At 36.1% G+C, this 21515-nt stretch carries 18 protein-coding genes and 3 tRNA genes; 13 read left to right on the forward strand and 8 right to left on the reverse strand.

Going from position 1 to position 21515, the window contains the following annotated elements; translation table 11 throughout:
* The first annotated feature begins 42 nt into the window (after nt 1-42).
* From tsaD to RBH95_RS09605, 6 genes are all read left to right on the forward strand, one after another.
* Nucleotides 43-1065: a tRNA (adenosine(37)-N6)-threonylcarbamoyltransferase complex transferase subunit TsaD gene (tsaD, locus tag RBH95_RS09580; protein ID WP_307899368.1), complete on the forward strand. Its 1023-nt coding sequence runs from the start codon at nt 43-45 to the stop codon at nt 1063-1065.
* Nucleotides 1066-1068: 3 nt separating this feature from the next.
* Complete coding sequence (locus RBH95_RS09585) at nt 1069-1773, forward strand: 16S rRNA (uracil(1498)-N(3))-methyltransferase (RefSeq protein ID WP_307899369.1); 705 nt, start codon at nt 1069-1071, stop codon at nt 1771-1773.
* Between the two features lie 2 nt (nt 1774-1775).
* Nucleotides 1776-2417: a DUF4159 domain-containing protein gene (locus RBH95_RS09590; protein WP_307899370.1), complete on the forward strand. Its 642-nt coding sequence runs from the start codon at nt 1776-1778 to the stop codon at nt 2415-2417.
* A 197-nt stretch (nt 2418-2614) separates the two neighbouring features.
* Nucleotides 2615-3118 carry a TrmH family RNA methyltransferase gene (locus tag RBH95_RS09595; RefSeq protein ID WP_307899371.1) on the forward strand — a complete coding sequence of 168 codons (504 nt, stop codon included), beginning with the start codon at nt 2615-2617 and terminating at the stop codon, nt 3116-3118.
* Nucleotides 3119-3141: 23 nt separating this feature from the next.
* On the forward strand, nt 3142-4230 hold the full coding sequence (locus RBH95_RS09600) for an AI-2E family transporter (RefSeq protein ID WP_307899372.1): 1089 nt from the start codon (nt 3142-3144) through the stop codon (nt 4228-4230).
* A 1-nt stretch (nt 4231) separates the two neighbouring features.
* Nucleotides 4232-5410: a class I SAM-dependent methyltransferase gene (locus RBH95_RS09605; protein ID WP_307899373.1), complete on the forward strand. Its 1179-nt coding sequence runs from the start codon at nt 4232-4234 to the stop codon at nt 5408-5410.
* A gap of 9 nt (nt 5411-5419) precedes the next feature.
* Here RBH95_RS09605 and RBH95_RS09610 read toward each other — a convergent pair whose 3' ends face one another.
* A complete protein-coding gene (locus tag RBH95_RS09610) occupies nt 5420-5836 on the reverse strand; it encodes a hypothetical protein (RefSeq protein ID WP_307899374.1) in 417 nt (138 codons plus the stop codon).
* Between the two features lie 216 nt (nt 5837-6052).
* Between RBH95_RS09610 and RBH95_RS09615 the strand changes: the two genes are divergently transcribed.
* The 3 genes from RBH95_RS09615 to RBH95_RS09625 all read left to right on the forward strand — a co-directional run bounded on the left by RBH95_RS09615 (nt 6053) and on the right by RBH95_RS09625 (nt 7023).
* Nucleotides 6053-6715, forward strand: coding sequence for an HAD family phosphatase (locus tag RBH95_RS09615; RefSeq protein WP_307902247.1), 663 nt, complete (start codon nt 6053-6055; stop codon nt 6713-6715).
* Between the two features lie 141 nt (nt 6716-6856).
* Nucleotides 6857-6940, forward strand: a tRNA-Ser gene (locus RBH95_RS09620).
* 8 nt (nt 6941-6948) lie between these two features.
* A tRNA-Pro gene (locus tag RBH95_RS09625) sits at nt 6949-7023 on the forward strand.
* Between the two features lie 46 nt (nt 7024-7069).
* On the opposite strand, the gene RBH95_RS09630 is transcribed toward RBH95_RS09625, so the two are convergent.
* From RBH95_RS09630 to RBH95_RS09645, 4 genes are read right to left on the reverse strand one after another with little or no spacing between them, the layout of a single operon-like run.
* A complete protein-coding gene (locus RBH95_RS09630; RefSeq protein ID WP_307899375.1) occupies nt 7070-7417 on the reverse strand; it encodes an Hpt domain-containing protein in 348 nt (115 codons plus the stop codon).
* Complete coding sequence (locus RBH95_RS09635; RefSeq protein ID WP_307899376.1) at nt 7414-7800, reverse strand: response regulator; 387 nt, start codon at nt 7798-7800, stop codon at nt 7414-7416. Before RBH95_RS09635 ends, RBH95_RS09630 begins: the two co-directional genes overlap by 4 nt.
* Nucleotides 7797-10706 carry an ATP-binding protein gene (locus RBH95_RS09640; RefSeq protein WP_307899377.1) on the reverse strand — a complete coding sequence of 970 codons (2910 nt, stop codon included), beginning with the start codon at nt 10704-10706 and terminating at the stop codon, nt 7797-7799. Before RBH95_RS09640 ends, RBH95_RS09635 begins: the two co-directional genes overlap by 4 nt.
* 48 nt (nt 10707-10754) lie before the next feature.
* Nucleotides 10755-11987, reverse strand: a complete 1233-nt coding sequence (locus RBH95_RS09645) for an alpha/beta hydrolase-fold protein (RefSeq protein WP_307899378.1) — start codon at nt 11985-11987, stop codon at nt 10755-10757.
* 184 nt (nt 11988-12171) lie between these two features.
* Here RBH95_RS09645 and RBH95_RS09650 point away from each other — a divergent pair, with 184 nt between their 5' ends.
* Nucleotides 12172-12930 (forward strand): LytTR family DNA-binding domain-containing protein, encoded by a 759-nt coding sequence (locus RBH95_RS09650; RefSeq protein ID WP_307899379.1) that lies wholly within the window; start codon nt 12172-12174, stop codon nt 12928-12930.
* A gap of 196 nt (nt 12931-13126) precedes the next feature.
* A tRNA-Arg gene (locus RBH95_RS09655) sits at nt 13127-13200 on the forward strand.
* Between the two features lie 107 nt (nt 13201-13307).
* Here the strand turns inward: RBH95_RS09655 and RBH95_RS09660 are convergent.
* Nucleotides 13308-15353 carry an HD family phosphohydrolase gene (locus RBH95_RS09660; protein ID WP_307899380.1) on the reverse strand — a complete coding sequence of 682 codons (2046 nt, stop codon included), beginning with the start codon at nt 15351-15353 and terminating at the stop codon, nt 13308-13310.
* 212 nt (nt 15354-15565) lie between these two features.
* On the opposite strand from RBH95_RS09660, the gene RBH95_RS09665 reads away from it, so the two are divergent.
* Both RBH95_RS09665 and RBH95_RS09670 read left to right on the forward strand, forming a co-directional pair.
* On the forward strand, nt 15566-16744 hold the full coding sequence (locus RBH95_RS09665) for an acetyl-CoA C-acyltransferase (protein WP_307899381.1): 1179 nt from the start codon (nt 15566-15568) through the stop codon (nt 16742-16744).
* 9 nt (nt 16745-16753) lie between these two features.
* Nucleotides 16754-17503: a C40 family peptidase gene (locus RBH95_RS09670; RefSeq protein ID WP_307899382.1), complete on the forward strand. Its 750-nt coding sequence runs from the start codon at nt 16754-16756 to the stop codon at nt 17501-17503.
* Nucleotides 17504-17559: 56 nt separating this feature from the next.
* Here RBH95_RS09670 and RBH95_RS09675 read toward each other — a convergent pair whose 3' ends face one another.
* On the reverse strand, nt 17560-18876 hold the full coding sequence (locus RBH95_RS09675; RefSeq protein WP_307899383.1) for a tetratricopeptide repeat protein: 1317 nt from the start codon (nt 18874-18876) through the stop codon (nt 17560-17562).
* A 43-nt stretch (nt 18877-18919) separates the two neighbouring features.
* Complete coding sequence (gyrA, locus tag RBH95_RS09680; protein ID WP_307899384.1) at nt 18920-21463, reverse strand: DNA gyrase subunit A; 2544 nt, start codon at nt 21461-21463, stop codon at nt 18920-18922.
* Nucleotides 21464-21515 lie beyond the last annotated feature (52 nt).

The raw sequence follows: 21515 nt of genomic DNA on the forward strand, positions 1-21515 counted from the left end.
TTTGAAGCCAAAATTAACAATTATTGTGCCTAATTTTCAGTAATGACTTCACAAAATATTTACATACTTGCCATAGAATCTTCTTGCGACGATACGGCTGCTGCTGTAATGCTGAACGGAAAAATTTTGAGCAATGTTGTGGCAAGTCAAAATATTCATGAAGAATATGGTGGCGTTGTCCCCGAACTTGCCTCTAGAGCCCACCAACAAAACATTGTTCCGGTGGTGCACCAAGCGTTAAAAAAGGCCAATATAGATAAATCCCAGTTAAGCGCCATAGCCTTTACAAGAGGCCCAGGACTTATGGGGTCACTTCTGGTTGGAACATCTTTTGCCAAATCTTTGGCTTATGGACTTAACATTCCGTTAATTGATGTCAATCATATGTCGGCTCATATTTTGGCACATTTTATTGAAGAAGAAGGTTTCAATAAACCACCTTTTCCTTTCTTGGCCATGACTATTTCTGGAGGACATACGCAAATCGTAAAGGTGAATTCCTATTTTGATATGGAAGTTATTGGAGAAACCATTGATGATGCCGTGGGAGAAGCATATGATAAAAGTGGAAAAATTTTAGGCCTAGGCTACCCTGCAGGCCCTCAAATAGACAAACGCGCACAAGTTGGAAATCCCAAAGCGTTCAAATTTACAAAGCCAAAAGTAGATGGCCTTAATTTTAGCTTCTCGGGATTAAAAACGGCAATTCTATATTTCATTCAAAAAGAAACCAAAAACAATCCTGATTTTATAGAACAAAATCTAGATGATATTTGCGCTTCCATTCAATATACCATTATTGGTATTTTAATGGACAAACTAAAATTGGCCAGCAAAGAAACCGGTATCAAACACATCGCCATTGGTGGTGGAGTATCTGCGAATTCTGGTATTAGAAAAGCGCTTAAAGACGGTGAGAAAAAATTTGGTTGGACAACCTACATTCCAAAATTTGAGTACACCACAGACAATGCGGCCATGATTGCTATTGTGGGCTATTTAAAATATTTAGAGGGTGAGTTTTCTGATTTTAATGTAACTGCCACGGCGCGTTTAAAAATTTAATATATGCAGCTGTTCTACAACCCAAAACTTTTAGAAACTTCCACTCAAATTTCTTTTGACAAAGAAGAAAGTCGGCATATTGTAAAAGTGCTTCGAAAATCACAAGGGGATATATTGTACATCACCAATGGACAAGGTTGGTTGTTTACTGCAGAAATAGAAACAGCCGACCAAAAACATTGTCGAGCAACAATTACATCCAAAACGTTTCAGGACAAGCACAATTACAAGCTTCATTTGGCTGTAGCCCCCACAAAAATGAACGATCGCTACGAATGGTTCTTGGAAAAAGCCACTGAAATTGGGATTGATACCATAACGCCTATCATTTGTGAGCACAGCGAAAGGAAAGTTATCAAAACAGAGCGGTTTGAAAAAATATTGCAGTCCGCAATAAAACAATCCTTGAGTTGTTATATGCCACAACTGCAGGCAGCTATTCCTTTTAAAGAATTTATAGAGCAAGAATTCATTGGACAAAAATTTATTGCCCATTGTGAAGAATTGGACAAAAAACCCCTCAAGGGTCAATTGGTTCCTAAAAGTGAAATTACAATTCTAATAGGTCCCGAAGGAGACTTTAGTGTAAAAGAAATTGAAATGGCCCTCAAGAATGATTTTATTCCTGTAACTTTGGGAAACACCCGATTAAGGACAGAAACAGCTGCAATTGTGGCCTGTCATTCGGTTGCTTTTACAAATGAATAGTTATGAAGAAGTTTCTTGCCCTTACAATTTGCTTATTTCCCTTATGTTTATCGGCTCAAAATCTAGCAGTTGCCAAATACAAAGGTGGAGGTGATTGGTACAGCAACCCTACCTCCTTACCTAATCTTATTGCCTTCTGCAATGCCAACATCAACACCCAAATGAACAGCACCCCTGAAACTGTTGAAATTGGAAGCACCGATATTTTTCAATATCCATTGATACATATGACGGGACATGGAAATGTATTTTTCAGTCCAGAAGATGCCGAGAATCTTAGAAATTATTTACTCTCCGGCGGTTTTCTTCATATCGACGACAATTACGGTATGCGCCCTTATATCACGAAAGAGCTTCAAAAAGTGTTTCCAAATTCAGAACTTGTTGAAATCCCTAAAACCCACGAAATATTTAACATTGCCTACAAATTCCCTGAAGGGCTTCCCAAAATTCATGAACATGATGGTAAACGCCCACAGGCATTTGGTATTTTTCACGAAAACCGACTTATACTTTTATTTACTTTTGAAAGTGATTTAGGAGATGGATGGGAAGACCCCGAGGTACACAACGATCCACAAGACGTTAGGGAAAAAGCTCTAAAAATGGGAGCCAATATTGTTAAGTATGCCTTTGAGCATTAGTTACTAAATGTATGGGAGATTTAATTGAATTTGTAGGTGAATTACTTTCGATTGCCTCTTATAATTCCATGAAAAACTTAGAAAAGTTAAGCAAAACGAAAAGAAGAATACTACTGATGATTGTTTGTCTTTCAATAGCCATCCCCATAGCAATCATTTATTTTTTAAACTAAACTTCGCAATAAACGAACACAACAGTGACACAACTCACCCACTACACCTCAAAATTCAATAAAAAGCAATTTCCCATCACCATTATTTGCAATAATATTTCCAACGCACCCAATATTGGCAGTCTGTTCAGAACTGCTGATGCCTTTGGAGTGGAACAGCTCATTTTTTGTGGTGATGACATCCCTATGGGACGCAAAATGACAAAAACCGCAAGGGCCACTGAAAAAGTAGTTCCTTTTAAAATAGAAGCGAATGCTTTGGAAGCCGCGATGGCCCTAAAACAAGAAGGATATCAGATTATCGCACTGGAAATTACCTCCAACAGTAATCCGCTGCACTCCTTCACATATAACCAACAATTTCCCACAGCTTTAGTGATTGGTGATGAAAATTTTGGTGTTTCTGAAGAAGTCCTTAAAAACTGTGACCACATTTTACATATTGAAATGTTTGGACAAAACAGCAGTATGAATGTTGTGCAGGCAACGAGTGTTGCTCTTTATGAACTAACAAAGCAAATGATGTAATCCAATTTTCTATATTTACAGATATGGATTCAAAAGTAATAGCAAACGGAATTTTAAGGGCTTTAGGCATTGTTTTAGCCATAGCACTCATCCTATTCTTTTTATATAAAATTCAATCGGTAATCACTTATATTGTGATTGCTGGGGTTACTTCTTTGATAGGAAGGCCTATTGTCTTTTTTCTCAGAAAACGTCTTAAATTCACTAATACCCTAGCTGTTATTACAACCATGGTTCTTTTAATAGGACTTTTAGTGGGACTTATAGGTATGTTTATTCCTTTAATTGTAAAGCAAAGCCATAACCTAGCACTTTTGGACATTCAAAAGCTGGAAAGCAACATTGAGAACCTATACATACAGCTTATTGATTATTTCCATATTTATCATATCGATATGGAAAACTCCTTTAAATATTCCAACTTAATTGAAAAGCTGGATTTTGGAGCCATACCAGATTTTATAAATGCCATTGTTGGTGGCTTTGGGAGCTTTGGGATAGGCCTTTTTTCTGTACTGTTCATTTCCTTCTTTTTTCTGAAAGACAGTAAACTTCTGGAAAACAGCATCCTTTCCTTTATTCCTGACAATAAAGAGGCGCGTTCAAAAAAATCTTTTGATAAAATAAAAGATCTACTCTCCCGCTATTTCATTGGTTTGATCATTCAAATTTCTGTTTTGTTTTTAATCTACACCATAGGTCTACTTATTGTTGGTGTTGAAAATGCTATCGTTATAGCTTTTCTATGCGCACTCATTAATTTAGTACCTTACATTGGACCACTAATTGGAGCTGTTATTATGGTAACGCTTTCCATGACATCCAACCTTGGAGATGGTTTCAGTAGCTTGGTATTATCCAACACGCTTTATGTACTAATGGTGGTTGCAGTTGGCCAGTTAATTGATAATTTTATTAGCCAACCTTTTATATTTTCAAAAAGTGTAAAATCCCATCCTTTAGAAATTTTTCTAGTAATCATTATTGCCGGAATCCTTTTTGGTGTGGTTGGAATGGTAGTAGCCGTCCCTGCTTACACCGCCTTAAAAGTTATTTTAAAAGAGTTCCTATCCGATGTGAAATTGGTTCAAAGACTCACAAAAGACCTCTAAATTGAATCCTGACATTTTAAATACCACTCACCAAGAATTTATCGCTTCCCATTTAAATTCTGACACAGTTGCTTTACTCTTTAAAAAGCATCAGGACATTACGGTAGACATTAAACTTTTGGTAGAACAAATTGAAGCAAAAAAACGGAGTCAATTTAAACTGCCAACCTGGTTCAACACTCCATACATTTACTACCCAAACAAACTCAATATTGAACAGACTTCTTCAGAAGCTACGGCTAGCTACAAAGCAGACCTTATAGAAGGAAATTCCCTAATTGATCTCACAGCTGGCTTTGGAGTAGATTGCTTCTATTTTTCTAAACGGTTTCAAGATATTACGCATTGTGAATTAAATCCTGAACTCTCGGAAATTGTTACGCATAACTATGCGCAATTAAAGGCGAATATTAAAACACTAAACGTCGATGGTATTGTTCATTTAGAAACTCATCAAAACAACTACGATTGGATTTACATTGATCCTTCAAGACGTCATGACAGTAAAGGCAAAGTCTTCTTTTTAAACGACTGCCTACCCAATGTGCCTTTACATCTAGACATGCTATTTCAACGTTCCAAAAACATCATGATCAAGACTTCTCCTCTTTTGGATATTTCTGTAGGCATAGAAGAATTAAAGCATATCAAGGCCATTCATATTGTTGCTCTCAACAATGACGTTAAAGAATTATTATGGACTTTAGAAGACAATTTTGAAGGCGAAATTGATATAAAAACCATCAACCTTACGCAGCCAACACCGGAACAGTTCGATTTCATATTTAAGGATGAGAAAACTGCTAGCGCAACTTATAGCGAACCACTTTCATATCTTTACGAGCCCAATGCGGCCATTCTAAAATCGGGAGCCTTTAAGTCTATTTCAGAAAAAATGGGAGTTCCGAAGCTTCATCAGCACACACACCTTTATACATCTAAAACTTTAATTGAGTTTCCAGGGAGACGTTTTGAAATTATCAAAACGATGCCTTTCAACAAACAACTTCTAAAAAAGGAAGCTATTTCCAAGGCCAATATTACCACTAGAAATTTTCCAGAAACGGTGCAAAAGCTTCGAACCAAGTTGAAGATAAAAGATGGTGGAGAACTTTACTTATTCTTCTCCACCAACCTAAACGATGAAAAAATCGTGATTTTTTGTAAAAAAGTTTCTTAGGTATTTCTTCTACATACCTACCAATTGGTTGTCCTGATCAATTTCCATACTAAAGGTATCACAGGACTCCATATCTTGAGACAGTTTTATATCCGTTTCAAACTCACTTTCCAGAGAAAACAGCACTTCTCCTTCTTCAAAAGGTAACCATTCAGATGTTTCTCCTGGTCCAATGCCATATTCACCTGCCAAAAACTCACCTTCACTTGTATAGATTTCAAAACTAAATATAGAGGAGCCATTATTAATCAGTCTTGCCGTAGGATCAAATCCAGGACAAGGAGGAGGTATGGTATTTTCAGATAACTCTAAATCTTCGGTTACACTAAAAGTGTTAATAGAATCCTCTTCAGGTTCTAAAGTGCAGTTGAACAGAATACTCATTGCTACTAAAGCAAGAATGTTTTTGGTTAAGTTGGCGTTCATTTGGTTGGGGTTTAATGATTTACATTGCAAATATAGATTCTTTTATTCGTAATCTCCAAAAAAAACATCGATAAAAAGCAAAATAATTCGATAAATTACAATTTAATAAGCCTAAGCTTACATTGTATTAACACAACTAAACGAAACATTTAGCCCCCATTCAAGAGTATCTATTCCACTGAAAAATAACTTATCTTCGCCCAAAATTTATTTATGATGTTGAAAGCGGTCTTATTTGATATGGACGGTGTTATTGTAGACACCGAACCCTTACACCATAAAGCTTACCACAAAATGTTCTCTGATTTTGGAATTGAGGTTTCTGCTGAACTTTATGAAAGCTTTACAGGAAAATCCACGAGAAATGTCTGCAAATTTCTTTGCAATCATTTTAATCTGAACGAGGATCCTATCAATCTTGAAAACAGAAAACGAAGTCATTTTAATGAGCTATTTGATTATGATGAGAGTTTACAGCTTTTAGATGGTGTATTAGAACTAATCCAGGATTATCACGCCAATGGTTTAACCTTAATTTTAGCGTCCTCAGCCACTATGAGCACCATTAATCGTGTTTTTAAAAGATTTGATTTAGACCAATACTTTAAAGCAAAATTAAGCGGTGCCGATTTAAAAGCTTCCAAACCGCATCCAGAAATTTTTATAAAAGCTGCCGAATTCTCAGGATATAACAAGCAAGATTGCATGGTTGTTGAAGATTCTACCAATGGTATTGTAGCCGCCAATAGTGCCAATATTTTTTGTGTAGCCTATAAAAGTGAACATTCCAAAAATCAAGATTACAGTCTAGCAAATCTAGTCATTGAGGACTTTTCGGAAATTTCATTTAAAAAAATTGAAAACTTACAATTGGCCTAAACATATTGGCTTCAAGTCAGTTAAAATTTCAGAAACTTTTAATTTTAAAATCCTGACGAAAAAATTGAAAAAATAGTTGTGAGATCCGCAATGATATCCTACATTTGCATCCGCAATTAAGCAAGGTTCTTATTAAATATTGGAGAGGTGCCAGAGTGGTAATGGAGCAGATTGCTAATCTGTCGACGGGTAACTGTCGCCGGGGTTCGAGTCCCCGTCTCTCCGCATCCTTTCGGGGTGTAGCGTAGCCCGGTCATCGCGCCTGCTTTGGGAGCAGGAGGTCGCAGGTTCGAATCCTGCCACCCCGACAAAAGGCTGAACAATGATTTGTTCAGCTTTTTTTATACCATAAATTCAAGTTTTTAAATAGGCTTGCAAACTTGGTGTTGATTGCCTGTGTAAATCTAAAGCTTTTTCAAAAAGCTCTTTCAGCAGCAAAGTATCTTGGGCCTTTGCTTTCAATTCTATTTCCAGTAACAATTTGCTCAAATTATCTAATCCCATATACATTACTTGAGGCTTTAAAGAATGTGCATCACGCGATACTTTACCCCAATCCTGATCTAAAATGCTTCGCTCTAATGATTCAAAAAGTATGGGTGCTGTTTTCAAGTACAAAGCAATGTACTTTTTCATCTTTAACGAATCTCCTTCCGTAAACTTTTCCAAAAATGACAAGTTACCTGACATAATTCCATTCATATATTTGCCTTAACAATTTGCCCAACCTTTTCAAAGGCTTCCTCGTCTTTAATAACATAATGCAGCGCTCCTAGACCAATAGCTTTTGCTGCTGTATAATAGCTATCCTGACCTGAAAGCATGACGACAACTGGATGTGTCTTAGTTTTCTTTATTTCGCTTAATACTTCCAGGCCACTGATATTTAAGGACTGATTGGAATTCAAATAATGATCCAAAATTATTAAATCGGGATTTTCAAATAAAGATTCCAAACACGCCTCCCCAGACATAAAACTTTTCACCTCCAAATATGGATTTTGCTTTATTAAATAATCGCTTAACATTGTAGAAAACAAGGGCTCATCATCAACAATAAATATTTTATTATTAAACGTTTTCATGATTTTAGAATTTTACGGTTCTCACTGGTAACTTTATAGATTTTCTGAAGTAAATCGGCCACCTCAAAAGGTTTTGGCACAAAATCATTCATTCCCGCTTCATAACACCTAAGCACTTCCTCCTTTAGCACATTTGCTGTCATGGCTATAATTGGGATACAGTTAGTTGAATTTTTCATTTTACGAATAGTCTGTGTACATTCCAGTCCGTTCATAACAGGCATTTGAACATCCATTAAAACAACATCAAAGACCTCCATCTTCAATTTTTCCAAAGCCTTTTTTCCATTTTCGGCAATTACCACTGTAATGCTTTGTAAGCTATCTTCCAATTCTTCTTTGGCTACCACTGCATTAAAGGCGTTATCTTCAACCAACAATATTTTAACACCTTCTAATTGGGCTTTTGCTACATTTAAATTATTAAAATGCCCTTTGCCATTTAGCAGTGACGGCTTTAAACATGGAGAATAAGGAATTACAAAATGAAACGTGCTCCCCTCTCCTTTTTTACTATTTACCCAAATATCACCTCCATGCTGCTTAATTATTTTCTTTGCTATGCTTAACCCTAACCCTGTGCCTCCAAACTTTCTACTAGTATCTGTTTGCGCCTGCTCAAAAGATTTAAAAACAGTCTCCAGCTTATCATCTTCAATGCCAATACCAGTGTCAGTAATTGAAAAATGCACTTGAAGAGTTTCTTCCCCTACCTCACTTTCTGGCTCTACTTTTATAACAATCTTACCAACTGATGTAAACTTTATGCCATTACCCACAAGGTTTAAAAGAACCTGACGCAACCTGACGGAATCCCCTTTAACCATAGGAATATCTTTCCTAAAATCCACGATTAATTCAATCCCTTTTTCTTCAGCCTTGAATTTCATGATTTGAACCACTTTATAAACTTCTTCCGAAATTGAAAAAGGCATTTTCTCCAACTCAATTTTACCGGATTCAATCTTGGACAAATCCAATACATCATCAATAATTACCAAAAGAGAATTCAACGATTCTTTTATGGCCTGTAAATAATCCAGTTGTTCCTTTTTTGGATTTCTTCGCAATAAAATATCGGTCATTCCTTTAATGGCATTCATTGGTGTTCTAATTTCATGACTCATATTGGCTAAAAATTGATGTTTAGCACGTTCTGAGGATTTCGCCCTTTCCTTTTCAGCTTCTATAACACGATTTTTTTCCTTTAAGACACGTTGGGTCTTTTTGATAAAATTCAAACGGTTATACAGCCCCAAAGCAGCCAATAATGCTAAAATTGCAGCTCCAATAATTAATTTCCGGTAGGTTTTCTCTTTACCTAACTTCTTTTCCACCAACTCCTTATCCAAAGCTGATTTTTGAACCACCAAACTATCTTTTAAACGCTGTTGATTAAAAGCGTTTTCCAGTTCCAAACGCATTGTTTTTTGGCTGTTCCTTAATTTTGTAATGGAATCCTCTGCTGCCACAAACACTTCAAAAGCTTCAAGCGACTTTTTATAATTACCCAACCCCCTGTAGGATTGTGCCAATATTTCATAATTGTGCTTGTTTTCAAGGAGGTTTGAATTTGAATAAGATTTCGCCTTATCTATAGAAGAAATAGCTTGTTTAAACTCACCAAGCCCCATATATGCTCTTCCCATTTCTTGATATAAGAATGGCTGAACTTCACTATACAAATTATTGACATAAAAAGGCTCTACTTGGAGTAATTGATCCAAGGCTTTTTGGTAGTCACCTAACCCATTATAAACTTTAGATTTTACTATCAAAGCATAATTCATGCACTGTTCACAAGCTTTATCTTCATCAACCTTCGAAACCATTAACCCAACAGCAGAATCTATATACTTTAATGCTTCCTGTGCTTCTCCCATATCACTTTTAACGGAGGCCATGGAAAGATACAAACTTGCTACCCTAGTAAGTCCTTCTTTTCGTTTTGCAATTTCAAGGCCCTTTAACGTATATGTTTGAGCTTCTTGAAAATTTTCAATTTTGGAATGGATTTCTCCAATCCAAACCCAAACCATTTCCAAATTCTCAATTTCAAAACTTAATTCTTCAGACAGTCTTAAAGCCTTTTGAAAAGCCTCTAGAGCCTCAGGATACTTTTCGTTACGCATATAAAATTCTCCCAAGGTTGTGAACATTGGAATTAATTTATCTCTCGATTCGGTAACATCTAAAGTCCTTTTAATACTATCAAAAAGCGGCATCGATATTTCTGAGTCTAGATTTTCCAATAATTCCGAATAGAAAGACCATAACTTGATATTTTTCAGATCTTTAGAACTCAAAACAGAAGGGATCCCCTCAATTAAAATAGGCCTTATAGAATCATTTTCGGTAAATCGACTCATTGACAGATATAAGTTCAATCTATCTTTATCACTTAAGTCTTCTTTATTTAAATCCAATATGAATTCGGAAATCTTCTGTTTAGAAATATCTTTACAATCATATCGGATTAAAGTATCCAAAATAGCATTCAAATAATAATTGTCCTTTTCTTTGATGCAAAAATCCAAAGCCACTTTCAAATACCCACAATCTACCGATTGATTATCTTTAATCATCAAATAGGTGCCTTTCAAAAAATAAATCTTCCCTTGATTATAGCTTTTCAAGCTTTTGGTGTTTAATTCAATAGCTGTATCACTCCATAGATACAGTTTGTCTAAAAGATTAAAAAAATCTTTAGATTGCATTGATTTATTAAGATTTCCATCCGACAAATAAAGAAAGAGCTTATCATAAGCCTCCAACCTCATTTCTGGAGTTTTGGAAGTATCATTAAAAACCTGATAAAGAGAATCTATAGTTGCTATCTGTGCATTTATTGAATTAACAAATGCAAATGCAAAAACAATAAATAGAAATATATTAAAACGTTTCATTCTAGTAAGTTACTAATTTTAACAATTAAAAAAGTTACCATAACGTTGCTACTGTTGTTTTAGCTGTTCCAATTTTTCCCTAGTAAGAGGATATTCCTGAAGTTCTAGAGCCTTTTGGTAGCTTTCAGCAGCCTTTTCCTTGTTGTTTGTTGCCACATAGTAATCACCAAGGGAATCGTACACATTAAAGCTATCTGGATGGATCTTTGTGTTGTAGGTAAAGAACTGCTCAGCCCTTTCGTATAAATTACCATTCAACATGCCATATCCCAATCTGTTTATCAAGTTTTCATCGGCTTTCACCTGATAACCCATATGGGTGGAAACATTTTGGTAATGTGCTTCAATTTGCGAGACCATATCGACCTCTAGATTCTCAAAATCTTTTTCATCGATATCAATTCTATGGAATTTAAACAAAAACCGTAAACCATCATATTCCGTAATCAATGGTACTGAACCGTGAGTGTCGTTTTCATAAAATTGGCTCTTGTATTTAAACCCTTCTACAGCATTATTCTTTAAAAATGTATCTAATGACAGAATAGATCGTATATGAAGTGTCTCCTCTGAAGTATCTTCATTTACTGTTGAAATATCATAGCCCTCTACCAATGTATTGGCGTAACCCAGGTAAAGAGATGTTCCTTTTAAATAATTTAAGTTTGGACGGTTTTGGATTTCCTTTAAAATTTCTTGATTGTTCCACCATATCGATGAGTCAATAGCAATATAACTTTGAAACATTTGGGGCCTCTGGAACATAGTGTAAATAGCCATCATCCCTCCAAGAGAATGACCTACCAACATACTATAGGGAGCCGTTCGATAATTTGATTCTATATAAGGCTTCAATTCCTTTTCAATAAAGTCCAAAAACAAATCACCTCCACCTGTATTTTTTCTCATATCATCTGTTGTATACCCTGATCTTTCAACCATTTGTGTTGGAGTTAAATCTCTAAATCTATTGGTATTGTGTATTCCCACAATAATCATTTCAGGCAAAACCGTATTACCATTTGCAGTACTTAATTGCTTTATCATGCCTACAACGGAATGGAAATGGGTAGGACCATCCAACAAATACAGAACAGGGTACACCTTTTTAGATTGAAAAATTCCTGATGCTTTTTCTGGATTATAAATCCAAACTTTTCTGTACTCATTTAACACTTTAGAAAAGATGCTATCTTCTACTCCAAATGCTACCGTTTTTTGATCTTGAGCATTCCCAATTAAAAAGAAACACAACACAATAGATGTCATTAAAGTTTTCATAATAAAGATGTCTTACTGGTTATTTTTTTATTTAATAGAAAAATTTCCCATTTTTAATGTTGTATAAATTTAGAAACCAACCCTTTTTAATGATGCTTTTGAATTATCCAATGGCTTTAATTATTATCAAATGGTATTGTTTTCAGGTTTATGAAGACGCAACTGATACAAATTCAAGTTTAACATGAGCATTAAAACCGTACTCATAGATGACAATCCGTTTATTTTAGAAGTATTAAAGGATCATTTACAAACCAACCATCAACAGTTAACAGTTGTAGGCACAGCCTCTAATGGAAAGGATGGCATTGAAAAGATTAAAGCCCTGCAGCCAGAACTGATATTTCTGGACGTTGAAATGCCCGACATGACAGGCTTCGAGATGCTCAACGCCATTAGCAAAATTGATTTTAAAACCATTTTTATTACTTCCCATAGTCATTATGCCATAAAAGCCATACGTTTTAATGCTCTGGACTATCTTTTAAAGCCATTCAATACCCAAGAACTAAAAAATGCGGTAAAAAGGTTTTCCAATCAAAACAACGGATCAGAAAACCAAGAGAAGGTTAAAAATGCCTTATCTAACCAAAAAACTAAACATGTTAAGGATCAAACGCTGTTATTACCGTCACATTTGGGGATGCTTAGGTTAAAATTGAAATCAATAAAATACATTGAAGGCGACAGAAACTATAGTAAATTGATTTTACATAACGGAAGCCAAGAATTATCATCAAAGAATCTCGGCTATTTTGAGGAGATTTTAATGGATTTTGGCTTCTTTAGGTGTCACCGTTCTGTACTCATTAACCATCATTTTATAGAAAAAATAGAAAATCAATCATTTTTTTTTCATGACGGTAATTTTATTGAAATCTCTAGAAGGAAGTTGAAATCTGCTAAAGCATGGTTTGCCAATTTAAACAAACACCAACACTAAAACACTCATCCTGAAATTGTTTAAAAAATATTATCACTGCAAAACTTTTTTGAATTAGCGCAATGCTCCTATATCGGGAACAAGCCCTTGATAGCTGCTCAAAAAAGTTTTTTGAAAAAAATCAAAAACAGAGTTGTTTTGTATGAAGTATGTACTTATATTTGCACCGCCTTTTTGAGGAACGCTCTTAAAGATTGGTCGCGTAGCTCAGCTGGATAGAGCATCTGCCTTCTAAGCAGACGGTCACAGGTTCGAATCCTGTCGCGATCACAAAAAGCCTTACTAGTTTTAGTAAGGCTTTTTTGTTTTATGATACTTTGTAAAATTTGGTCTTATCAGTAGGGTTCTTTTTTCGGCCGTTTTAAGAACGATAATTATTATTCTGGATATTCTATCCTCAAATGGTAAATATTGGCCAATTTGCTCTTTAAAACCTTTTTGATGGCTTCAATTTCCTTAAAGGTAATGTTGGCATTCAAAAACTGACCACTCTCCATTTGCTTCCCAATAATAGATTCAACAAACTTGTCTATTTTGGTGGACGAAGGTTCCTTTAAACTTTTTGAGGCTGCCTCTACACTATCGCACATCATTAAAATGGCTGTCTCCTTACTAAATGGCTTTGGACCCGGATACCTAAATTCCTCCTTGTTCAAATTCTCGTCTATTTCACGCTCCTTCAAATAAAAATAATAGACAAGGCTCATTCCGTGGTGTGTTCTTATAAAATCAATGACGCGATCGGGAAGATTGTTCTTTTTAGCAGTTTCAATTCCGTCGATAACATGATCTATAATAATTCTGGCACTTTCTTTTGGCGACAACTCATCATGCGGATTGATTCCTGTTGATTGGTTCTCGGTGAAATAAGTAGGGTTTTTCATTTTGCCTATATCATGATACAATGCTCCTACCCTAACCAACATGGCATTGGCACCAATCTCATTGGCCGACGCTTCAGCCAAATTAGCCACATTTAAGGAGTGGTGAAATGTCCCTGGAGCTTTATTGGCCAATTCCTTCAACAACTTAGAATTAGTATCAGAGAGCTCCAATAACGACACGTCAGACACCAACCCAAACAATTTCTCATATATGTAGATTAATGGCTGTACAAACAGCGTGGCAAGCCCACATAAAATAAACAATCCAAATGTTCCCCATTTCAAACTAGCTACACTTCCTTCATGAATCACGAAAAAGGCAAAATAGGCAATTATGTAAATAAGGGTAATCTGACCTACCGAAATAAACAAATTAGCCCGTTTGTAAAGTTCAGAAACTGTTAAGATGGTTACAATTCCAGCAATGATTTGAAGGAAAATATATTCATAACTATTAGGTACAATAAAGCCAAGAAGCAATACGGTAAGCACATGTGAAAACAAGCCTAAACGTGCATCAAAAAAGGCTTTCAGCACTAGTGGAAGTATACACAAGGGGATTACATAAACATACCTAGAATCGTAATTTATCACCAAGGTAGTCAACAATATGACAAAGACAATATTGAAAAAAATGAAAGTCACCTTAGTATTGTCCAAAAATACCTCCATTCGGTATTTTCTAAGAAACAATAATAGCATCAATAAAGCCAAAGCAACCAACAGCGTATATGCAAAAATCACCCAGTTGTAATTAGACTCACTCCAAACCTGCGATTCGTATTCGGATTTTAAGGACTCCAAAATGTCATATTTTTTACCCTCAACCAATTCTCCCTTAGATATGATTAAGGTTTCCTTTTCAATACTCCCTCTAGTGGGTGACACTCTATCCAATTCTTCCTTAAGGGCATTTTCTGTTATCGCCTTATTCAGCGAAATATTGGGCTTAACAATATCAAAGAACAAAGACACAAAATTGGGGCTATAAGCCTCATAGTGATTCTCAGCCAAAGACATTTCAAGAATTCCAATAAAGGCATTGGTCTTTGTAAGGTCTTTATAATTAATGGTGGCTACTTGGGTTTGGTCATTTAAAAGCACCACATTTTTGTCTGGTCCATAATTATAAGTGTCGTCTAAAACGCCATATTTATAAATTTGGTCTAACACATCTTTTCCTATTCTGTAAAGAGCATTGTTTTTTTGCCTAACACTATCAGGAAGTGCCGTCTTATAATGATTTTTATAAGCCTCTAAAACCGTCGCTTTCACCTTTTCATCAAGATTGAAATATAAGGTGCTGTTTTCTTGAATCGCCCTTTTTTCTTCAGCAATCTCAACTTGCGATTTTTTTATGGCAAAATTAAAAGGAGCATATAAGTTTTCGGACTGCCAAGGCTTACCTTGTTCAAAACTATATTTAAATTTCCCACTTTTTGGAAAGAGGTACACAATCAATAAAGTGGTAGCAATAAACAGCAATACCTTATATAAAAGTGCGTGGTTTCTGTACCATTTATTTATAAGTTCATTCATAGAGTACTATTGACACAATTTCAAATGTAAGAAATAAAGCCTAACTATTAAATTTTAGTAAATTCTAATTATGCCGATAACAAGCTTACAATAATTAGCTATAATTTTCACAATGAACAACTTAAAATTTACGATAACGTTATAATGCCATTTCGTTCCTAACTCTGTAAAAAAATGATTAATTTTGCTCGAACTAATACAAATGCATAACAATGAGTAAAGACGTCGTAATTGTGTCTGCTGCAAGGACACCAATAGGTAGTTTTTTAGGAAGTTTATCAACAATACCTGCACCAAAATTGGGAGCAGTTGCCATAAAAGGAGCTTTAGATAAAATTAACTTGAAACCAGAATTGGTTCAGGAAGTTTTAATGGGCCACGTAGTACAAGCTGGAGCTGGTCAAGCACCGGCTAGACAAGCCGCTATGTATGCTGGTATTCCAGATACTGTTCCTTGTACAACAGTAAACAAAGTATGTGCTTCTGGTATGAAAGCCGTTATGCAAGCCGCACAATCTATTGCCTTGGGTGATGCTGACATTGTGGTTGCTGGAGGTATGGAAAACATGAGTTTAATACCGCATTACATGCATGCGCGTATGGGTACTAAATTTGGACCTGCAAGTTTAATTGACGGAATGCAAAAAGATGGTTTGGTTGACGCTTATGACCAAAACGCTATGGGAGTTTGCGCCGATGCATGTGCCACCGAATATAATTTCTCTCGTGAGGACCAAGATGCTTTTGCTATACAGTCTTATGAAAGATCTGCTGCTGCTTGGGAAGCTGGAAAATTCGACAATGAAGTAGTTCCTGTTGAAGTGCCTCAACGTCGTGGTGACGCATTGGTAGTGAACAAAGATGAAGAGTTTACGAATGTAAAAATGGAAAAGATTCCATCGTTGCGACCAGCATTTACCAAAGAAGGAACTGTTACCGCAGCAAATGCTTCCACCATTAATGATGGAGCCGGCGCTGTAGTCTTGATGAGTAAAGATAAAGCTGAAGAATTAGGATTAACGCCATTAGCTACCATTAAAGGATATGCCGATGCGGCACACGAACCAAAGTGGTTTACAACAGCTCCTGCCAAAGCCCTTCCTAAGGCATTGAACAAAGCAGGTGTTGCTATAGAAGATGTTGATTTTTTTGAATTCAATGAAGCTTTTTCTGTGGTAGGTCTAGCCAACATGAAACTTCTTGGATTAAGCGATGATAAAGTGAACGTTAACGGAGGTGCTGTTTCCTTAGGACACCCTTTAGGATGCTCTGGTGTTAGAATTATCATCACACTTATAAATGTTTTGGAACAAAACAATGCTAAAATTGGAGCAGCTGCCATTTGCAATGGTGGTGGTGGTGCTTCAGCAATTGTTATTGAACGTAACTAAAACAGATACATGCAATACGGAATTTGTAACTTAAGCATTGTTCCTTTACGATTAGAGCCCTCCGACAAAAGCGAACTTGTTTCGCAAATATTATATGGAGATTTCTTTAAGGTATTGGAGCAACGCAAACATTGGAGCAAAATCCGTTTGCATTTTGATAATTATGAGGGCTGGGTAGATAACAAGCAATATATAGAGATTGTCCAAGAACAATTCAATACTTTAAAAAGTGAATTGCCTATATTGTCATCTGATTTGGTTGAGTTTGTTCAAGACAGTAATGCCAATTTAATTACCATACCATTAGGATCTACTTTAAATGGTCTCTCTATTTTAGACCATAAACATGACGGAAGCTTGGTACAAGGTATTCAACCAAGAGAACAACTACTAAAAACTGCATTTACCTATTTAAATACACCATACTTATGGGGCGGAAAAACTCCTTTTGGAATTGACTGTTCCGGTTTTACACAGATGGTATACAAACTCAATGGGTACAAACTTTTGCGTGATGCTTCGCAGCAAGCTACACAAGGAGAAGCCTTAAGTTTTATAGAGGAAAGTGAACCTGGTGATTTGGCCTTTTTTGATAACAACGAAGGACATATTGTTCATGTTGGTATAATAATGGCCAACAATTATATTATCCATGCACACGGCAAAGTAAGAATAGATCGTTTGGACCATTCTGGGATATACAATGTAGACAAACGAATGCATACCCATAAGTTAAGGGTAATCAAAAAAATAATCTAAATAAAAAAAGCTACTTAAAAATTAAGTAGCTTTTTTTATTTAATGAACTATACTATTTAGTTTCCACTTTCAATAGCTTCAACTTTAGCTTTCATTTTTTGATAATTTGCAGTGTCTCCTATTGCACTGTAAATATTCATTAAAGTTTTTGCTGCCTGCAAGTTGTTTGGTCTTAACTGAAGTGTTTTTTCCAAATAAGGAACTGCATCCTTGTACAATTGCATACGCTCCTCTTTCAATTCGTCGTAACGTCTGTTATCAGCAGCAGAGTTACCCAAACCGTTCATTTCCTCAATGATACTTTGCTCACTTGCCAAGGTTACAACAGCTAAATTGTTATAAGCATCCACATAACCTGGATCCAATTCTATAGCTTTCTTATAATAGCCTTTAGCCGCTTCATTTTCCCCTGCTTCTGCAGAAATAACTCCTAAGTTATATTGTAATTCAGGATTTTTTGGATCTTTAACAGTAGCTTCCTGCATAAGAGCCTTGAACTTATCCTTATTACCCATTTTCAAATGTAAGTTTGCTTCTGTAAGCAATAAATTGAAATCGTCCGGGTTCTGTTTTCTAGCATCATCAATAGCCTCAATAGCCTTTTCAGTATCTCCCTTAGACACATAGATTAAAGCGATGTTTTTGATGATTTCGGCTGATTTTGGATCTGTCTTTCTTACAGTAGGTTTGATGTGCGTTCCACCTTTTACACTGATATCTCTCAACGCCGCCGAACCAAAAACTTCTTCTTCATTAGTTGCTTTATCGGTTGCTACATATTGCGTTTCGATACCTTCGTATCCTAAATCTCTTAACTCTTCATAATATTCCAAAGATGTATCATAATCTTTTGCTGTAACCGCTGTAGAAGCTGCATAGTAAAGATACAAGGTGTCTTTTGGAGACATTCTGTAAGCTTGCTCAAACCCTTTTGAAGACTTTAAGTAGTTCTTGCTTTCAAGAGCAGAATTAGCTTCTGTCAAGAAATTATTCAACATTTGTTGTTTTAGTTCATCAACATCGTCAGAATATTTTTCTTTGCCATCAGCACTTTCAATGGCCTTAACTTTGTCTAAACTTGCAATTGCTTGTTCTATTTCTGCATCAGAACCTGCTCCATTAGCATACAAAGCCTGTCCCTTTAAAAAATAAAACTTGGCCTGAGTCTTGGAATCAGCTCCATTTATTAACGACTCGGCAGAATTAATAGCAGACTTAGCATCTGCATAATTTCCAGATTTAATTGCTTTTTCAGCGTCTTTTATTTCATTCTTTTGAGCATAGGTAAAAGAACCCGCCAAAAGAGCCAAAGCAACCGCTAGTTGCTTTTTATTCACAATACTTCTTTGAATTGAGTATTTATGATTGTTCATTGAAAAATTCATTTTGAATTACTATTTATTAATATTAGTTATTTTATTCTTGAGCATTATCAAGAGTTGTGCCATCCTCATTTAAAGTTTCCACATCCTCTACAGATCCTTCAATCTCTTCTTCGTCATCTTTCATTACTTTGGCAACCGCGGCAATAGAATCTTTTCCTTTTAAGTTGATGAGTCTCACTCCTTGTGTAGCTCTTCCCATTACTCTTAAGTCTTTAACCGCAATTCTAATAGCAATACCAGACTTATTGATAATCATTAAATCATCCTCATCGGTTACTGTTTTAATTGCGACAAGATGTCCTGTTTTTTCAGTTATGGAAATAGTTTTCACACCTTTTCCTCCACGGTTAGTAATTCTATATACTGGTTCTCCATCTTCCGGATCGTCAATATAAGTACGTTTTCCATACCCTTTTTCAGACACTACTAAGACAGATTCCTCTTGAGAATTTTCTATGGCAATCATACCAATTACTTCGTCAGTATCATTGGCCAATGTAATTCCTCGTACACCAGAGGCCCCACGACCCATTGGTCTAGTTTTGGCTTCCTCAAATCTAATAGCCTTACCAGATTTAAGTGCTAACATCACTTGACTGTTACCTGTGGTAAGTCTAGCTTCTAGCAATTCATCATCTTCCTTAATAGTAATGGCATTAATACCGTTGGTTCTAGGTCTAGAATATTGCTCCAATGCCGTTTTCTTAACCTGCCCCTGTTTGGTAGCCATTATTACATAGTGACTGTTGATGTATTCTTCATCTTTCAAATCCTGAGTACAGATGAACGCTTTAACCTTATCATCCTGCTCAATGTTAATCAAGTTTTGGATGGCTCTTCCTTTGGAAGTTCTACTTCCTTCAGGAATTTCATAAACACGCATCCAGAAACATTTTCCTTTTTGAGTGAAGAACAACATATATTGGTGGTTGGTACCCACAAATAAATGCTCTAAGAAATCTTCATTTCTTGTAGTAGATGCCTTTTGCCCTACTCCTCCTCTATGCTGAATTTTATATTCGCTTAAAGACGTACGCTTGATATAACCTGCGTGAGAAATAGTAATTACTACTTGCTCATCTGGAATCATATCTTCAATACTTAAATCGCCTCCAGCATACTCAATAATAGAACGTCTGTCATCTCCATACTTTTCTTTAACTACCAAAAGCTCTTCCTTAATGATTTCCATTCTACGCTCCTTTTTAGCAAGAATGTCTTTCAAATCTTCAATAGTTTTCATGAGTTCGTCATACTCGCTACGAAGCTTGTCCTGTTCCAGTCCTGTCAACTGGCGCAACCTCATTTCAACAATAGCTTTCGCTTGAATTTCAGAAAGTTTGAAACGCTCAATCAACTTCTCTCTGGCTTCTTCTGCATTGGAAGACGCTCTAATAAGCGCAATTACTTCATCAATATTATCTGAAGCAATGATTAAACCTTCCAAGATATGAGCACGCTCTTCGGCCTTACGCAATTCATAAGTTGTTCTTCTTACAACAACCTCATGTCTGTGCTCTACAAAGTGATGAATTAAATCTTTTAGATTCAATAACTGTGGACGCCCATTCACCAAGGCAATGTTATTTACACTAAATGACGATTGAAGCGCTGTATATTTGTAAAGTTTGTTTAAAACAATGTTTGGAATGGCATCGCGTTTAAGTACATAAACGATACGCATCCCATTTCTGTCGGACTCATCACGAATAGTAGAAATTCCTTCCAATTTCTTATCGTTAACCAAGTCGGCCGTTTTCTTAATCATGTCGGCCTTGTTTACCAAATAAGGAATCTCGGTTACAATAATACACTCACGACCTTGAACTTCCTCAATATTGGCCTTTCCACGGATAACGATTCTTCCCCTACCGGTTTTAAATGCTTCCCTAACACCGTCATACCCATAAATAGTTCCTCCGGTTGGAAAATCAGGTGCTTTTATATGAGTAATTAACTCCTCTACTTCTATATCATTGTTATCAATATAAGCAACGGTTCCGTCCACAACCTCAGAAATATTGTGAGGCGGCATATTGGTAGCCATACCTACTGCAATTCCCGAAGCACCGTTCACCAACAGCCCTGGGATTCTTGTTGGTAATACAGTGGGTTCTTGTAAAGTGTCGTCAAAGTTAAGTTTATGGTCTACGGTTTCCTTATCGATGTCTGCCAACATATCTTCGGAAATCTTGCGCATACGAGCCTCTGTATAACGCATGGCTGCAGGACTATCACCATCGATAGAACCAAAGTTCCCTTGCCCGTCTACCAACATATAACGCAAGCTCCATTCCTGAGCCATACGTACCATTGTATCGTAAACCGAACTGTCTCCATGAGGATGGTACTTACCTAACACTTCCCCAACAATTCTAGCCGATTTTTTATAAGCTGTATTGGATCTTACGCCAAGTTCATGCATTCCAAACAACACACGTCTATGCACTGGCTTTAAACCATCTCTAACATCTGGCAAAGCACGTGACACAATGACCGACATTGAATAATCAATGTAGGCCGATTTCATTTCATCTTCAATATTAATCGGAATGAGTTTCTCTCCTTCTACCATATATATTTAATTAGATTTTTTGTAGGTTTTCAAATCGTGCTAATATAAGTAT

The organism is Mangrovimonas sp. YM274 (assembly GCF_030908385.1).
Taxonomy (GTDB): Bacteria; Bacteroidota; Bacteroidia; order Flavobacteriales; family Flavobacteriaceae; genus Mangrovimonas_A.